Origin of the sequence: Archangium sp., assembly GCF_036388035.1 — a bacterium.
Classification (GTDB): Bacteria; Myxococcota; Myxococcia; order Myxococcales; family Myxococcaceae; genus Archangium.
Genome location: NZ_DASVSO010000402.1, coordinates 1 through 4,213, shown reverse-complemented (window position 1 = coordinate 4,213; position 4,213 = coordinate 1). Strand labels below are relative to the sequence as shown.

Here is a 4,213-nt window from a genome sequence, read left to right as displayed (position 1 = left end):
ACGTCGTGCTCGCCCGAGGAGTAGCGCGCCGTCTTCACGTCCTCGGCCAGCTTCTCCTGCACCTCCTCGGCCCGGATGGAGCCCTCCGAGCGCAGCGTGGCGAACCGGGGCGAGCTCCGGAGTGCGCGCTCCTGGGCGGCTCGCACCTCGTCGGAGGGCGCGTCCCCGAGTGCGTAGAACACTGGCGCCTTCGTGCCCGCGGGCAGGGCGAACACCAGGTCGCTCGGCGTCATCGCGCAGTCCAGCTCCGCGAAGGCCCATGCCCGGCCACAGCCCGGCTCCGTGGGCAGCGGCTCCTGCTGGGCGTAGCTGAAGTGGGGCACGCCCCGGTTGAGCCACGCGAACCCCGCCACCTCGCACCCGGACTGCACCAGCCCGTTCGCCCCATAGAGGTCGACGACATCCCCCACGGTGAAACGGCCGGTGGGGTCCTTCTCGGCCGGGGCCCTCCACAGGCGCCGGCCCTCGTCCACGGGCTCGAGCCCCTCGTTGCCGGCGTCCTCCCCCAGCAGCATGAAGGTGCGCCCGGCATGCACCTCCACGAAGCGCGGCTCCACCTCGGGCTTCCGGGCCCCGACGCGCGCGACGGCGGCCTCGGCCTCGGCGCGACAGGTGGCCTCCTTGCGCTCCCGCTCGGAGTCCAGCGGCCCGGCGTTCTTCACGTAGCCCTCCACCCCCGCCTCCGCCAGCCGCTGACGGAAGCCCTCCGCCGCCGCCTTGTCCGCGAAGGCCTTCGCCACCACCACCTCCAGGCACGGCCGCAGGTTGCGGAAGGCGGTGGAGGACAGCCGGGCCGGCTCCGCGGGCAGCCCCGACTTCTTCAGCGCCTCCAGGGCCTCGGCCCCCTGCCCCGGGGTGGGCGAGGAGTGGAGGATGACCAGCCAGCTCCTCGCGTACCGCGCCTCGGGTGGGGGAGGAGCCACACCCGGAGTGGAGGCATCCGGCGCCGCGGCGGCCGCGACGGGGGCGGGCTCGGAGGAGCCACAGCCCCGGAAGCCCTGGCATCCCGACACGGCCAGCAGGAGCACGAGGAACAGGCGCGGCAGTCGACGCATACGAGATGTTGTATCAGTAGACTCGCGCCATGTCCGACACCGAGACCCGCCCCACCCAGGAGCAGCTCGACACCTACGCCGAGCACTTCAACCAGAGCCAGACGATGCGCTTGTTCGGCTTGAAGTTGAGCTTCCCCCGGGGCGAGAAGGTCGTCGTCACCCTCCCCGAGGTGCGCACCGAGCACCGCGGAGGCCTGGGCACCGCCGCCGTCAACGGGGGGGTCATCGCCGCCATGTTCGACTACGCCATCGGCTGCACGCCCGCCCTGAAGGACCCCACCCGTCGCGCCGCCACCATGCAGCTCTCCCTGAGCTTCGAGCGGCCCGTGCGGGGAGACGTCGTGCGCGCCGAGGCCACCATCGACTCGGCCGGCTCCTCCACCCTCTTCGCCTCCGCCCGGATGTATGACGCACAGGGACAGGTGTGTGCCCGCTGCCAGGGGGTGGTCAAGCTGTCCCAGATGAAGTGGGCCTCGGGGCAGAGCCCCGCCATCAACTGAGCCCCCCCTCCGATATGTCCACCGGCACCGGACGTTTCCCTGGCACCGGGGAGCAGCGAGACCCTGGCGGGCCCTCGGACTCTCGGGAAGGCACGATGGGTGTGGCCTTGGTGCAACCAGTGCGGAGCGTGGTGCGACAGCGGGAGGAGAACACGCGACCGGGGGGGAGCGTGCGGGAGGACGAGGTCGAGCTCGCACAGCGCGCCCTGAACGGGGAGCGTGCCGCCTGGGAGGTCCTCATCTCCCGCTACCATCACCGCGTGGTGGTCTCGCTGCTCGCCCGGGGGGTCCGGGCGGATCGGGCCCAGGAGATTGCCCAGGAGACGTGGGTGCGGCTCATCCACCAGCAGCAGAAGGGGCTGCTGCCCGAGCTGCGCCTGCCCAACCTCGCCCTCACCCAGGCGGCGTTCCTCGCGGCGGACGAGGGGCGCCGGGCCCGCCGGGAGTCCGTGGCGGGCAGCGTGGAGGAGCTCCCCGAGGCCCACCAACCGGTGGACCCCTCGGTCTCCGCCGAGCGGCGGTTGTTGTCCGAGGAGCAGCTCGCCCGGGCCCAGACGGCCCTGAAGCAGTGCTCGACGAGCGCCCAGCGGGTCTTTCAACTGGCGTGCGACGGCCAGGAGCTGCCGCACGCCGAGGTGGCCGCGCGCGTCGGCTTGTCCGTGCAGCGCGTCCGACAAATCTTGTGCGAGGTCCGCAAGAAGCTGCGGAGCGCCCTCGAGGAGGAAGCACCATGAACCAGCCGCACATCCACCCCGCCGACGCCGAGCAGTACGTCCTCGGGGCGATGGAACCGCAGGCCGCGGCGGCCCTCGAGGCGCACACGGTGGACTGCCCCCCGTGCGCCCTCATCCTCCAGCGCGAGGCCCTGCTGGAGGAGCAGGTGCGCGAGGTGGCCCAGGCCGCCCTCGCCGTGGAGGCCCAGGTCATCCGCCCGGCCCGCTGGAGCCGGCCCCGGGTGTCCGCCGCCACCGGGGTGATGATGGCGGCCGCGGCGGCGGTGACGCTCGTCCTCCTCCGTCCCCAGCCGGTGAGCCCCCCGGAGGCCCTGGACGACGACTTCCCGGTGATGGCACTGCCGGTGAACCTGCCGGAGACGCCGGAGCGGATGGTGGCCTGCCCGGACCTGGCGAGCCAGGAAGCGTGCGCTTCCGAGGCGCTGGCCCGCGGGCTGTTGGTGCAGTACCCCCAGGGGGTGGGCGAGGTCCCCCGCTACGAGGGCTACGCCGGCCTGCCGGCGGGCGCGCTCCTGGCCGAAGGGCCGGCTTCGCTGTGAAAGGCTCCGCCATGACCGACCGGATGAAGCACAGCCTGACGCTCCTGTGGGTGGCGGCGCTCGCCGTGGGGTGGCCCGCGGCGGCGGCGGACGGCAAGAAGGCCCTGCCCGAGGGGTGGTTCGTCACCGAGAGCGCGCCGCAGCTCTACGAGGCGGGCCTGGACACCGAGAGCCCGTGCGAGGGCAGCCGCAGCGCGTTCCTGCGCTCGCGCCAGGCGATGCCCGGCGGCTACGGCACCTTCATGCAGGCCTTCGGCGCGGGGGCCTTCCGGGGCAAGCGGCTGCGCTTCTCCGCCATGGTGCGCACCGAGGACGTGCAGGGCTGGACGGGCCTGTGGATGCGGGTGGAGGGGGAGGACCCGAAGGAGCCGCTCGCCTTCGACAACATGCAGTCGCGCGCGCTGGTGGGCTCCACGCCGTGCAAGCGCTACGACGTGGTGCTGGACGTGCCGCAGGAGGCCAAGGCCCTCATGGCCGGGCTGATGCTCAGCGGCACGGGCAAGGCGTGGATCGGCGCGGTGCGCTTCGAGACGGTGGACGCCTCGGTGCCCGTCACCAACCTCATCGCCGACAGGCCCGCGCCGCGCGCCGACAGGCCCACCGGACGCATCGGCCGCGTCTGGTTCAACCGGGCGCAGGTGGAGGGCGAGCACTACCGCTCCCTGCTGCAACCGGACGGCTCGTGGAAGGACAACCTCGAGAACACGCTCTCGGTGGTGGACGGCAACACGGTGCAGGGCACCGTCAGGAAGCAGCCGGTGCGCCTCACCGTCAAGGCGGGCGGCCCCTCCACCATCATCGAGGGACAGGTGGGCCCGGAGCCGGTGTACATCGAGCTGGGCGCGCACAAGCTCGTCATGAAGCAGGGCATCTACACGCGGGACCTGGTGCGCGAGGACGAGCGCCCCGAGGACCGCACCTGCATCCGCTACCGGACCGGGGAGGGCCTCACCGTGAGCGACTTCCTCGACGTGTGTGGCGAGGCGCTCAGCAAGAAGCCGCCCCTGGTGCCCCTGGTGCTCTCCTTCCTGCAGAACGGCTTCCGCACGGTCTCGGCGGACATGGTCGCCTCGCCTCGCGTGGCCCCCAAGGATCGGCTCTCCACCCCCCAGCCCCGCTAACCCCGACACGCCCCCTGGCGCCCGTGCGTGGGATGTGCTGAGCATCCCGCGCATGGAAACGCAAACGCGCACCGCGGTCGTGGCCGGCGCGAGCGGGCTCATCGGCAGCCACCTGCTCGACGCGCTGCTCGAGGACTCTCGCTACCGGGAGGTCCACTCCCTGGGCCGACGCCCACTGCCCAAGCAGCACCCGAAGCTCGTCCAGCACACGGTGGACTTCGCCCGGCTCGGGGAGGAGTCGTTGCCCTCCGTCGACGAGGCCTT

6 protein-coding genes are annotated in these 4,213 nt (G+C 72.6%); 5 read left to right on the top strand and 1 reads right to left on the bottom strand.

From position 1 onward, the window contains the following. Positions 1-1,055, bottom strand: a 1,055-nt coding sequence (locus tag VF697_RS16320; protein ID WP_331095993.1) for a hypothetical protein, incomplete at its 3' end; no start/stop codon positions are given. Between the two features lie 29 nt (positions 1,056-1,084). Here VF697_RS16320 and VF697_RS16315 point away from each other — a divergent pair. From VF697_RS16315 to VF697_RS16295, 5 genes are all read left to right on the top strand, one after another. Further along, positions 1,085-1,555 carry a PaaI family thioesterase gene (locus VF697_RS16315; protein WP_331095991.1) on the top strand — a complete coding sequence of 157 codons (471 nt, stop codon included), beginning with the start codon at positions 1,085-1,087 and terminating at the stop codon, positions 1,553-1,555. Between the two features lie 170 nt (positions 1,556-1,725). Next, the gene (locus tag VF697_RS16310; RefSeq protein WP_331095989.1) at positions 1,726-2,289 is read left to right on the top strand and encodes a sigma-70 family RNA polymerase sigma factor; all 564 of its coding nucleotides are present in this window, start codon (positions 1,726-1,728) and stop codon (positions 2,287-2,289) included. Continuing rightward, complete coding sequence (locus VF697_RS16305; protein ID WP_331095988.1) at positions 2,286-2,828, top strand: hypothetical protein; 543 nt, start codon at positions 2,286-2,288, stop codon at positions 2,826-2,828. Before VF697_RS16310 ends, VF697_RS16305 begins: the two co-directional genes overlap by 4 nt. Positions 2,829-2,839: 11 nt before the next feature. Then, a complete protein-coding gene (locus VF697_RS16300; protein WP_331095986.1) occupies positions 2,840-3,949 on the top strand; it encodes an AraC family transcriptional regulator in 1,110 nt (369 codons plus the stop codon). Between the two features lie 52 nt (positions 3,950-4,001). Beyond that, on the top strand, positions 4,002-4,213 hold a 212-nt coding region (locus tag VF697_RS16295; RefSeq protein ID WP_331095984.1), incomplete at its 3' end, for an NAD-dependent epimerase/dehydratase family protein.

Coding starts and splice junctions, on each gene's coding strand:
- VF697_RS16315 (WP_331095991.1), top strand. CDS start 1,085: ATGTCCGACACCGAGACCCGCCCCACCCAGGAGCAGCTCGACACCTAC.
- VF697_RS16305 (WP_331095988.1), top strand. CDS start 2,286: ATGAACCAGCCGCACATCCACCCCGCCGACGCCGAGCAGTACGTCCTC.
- VF697_RS16300 (WP_331095986.1), top strand. CDS start 2,840: ATGACCGACCGGATGAAGCACAGCCTGACGCTCCTGTGGGTGGCGGCG.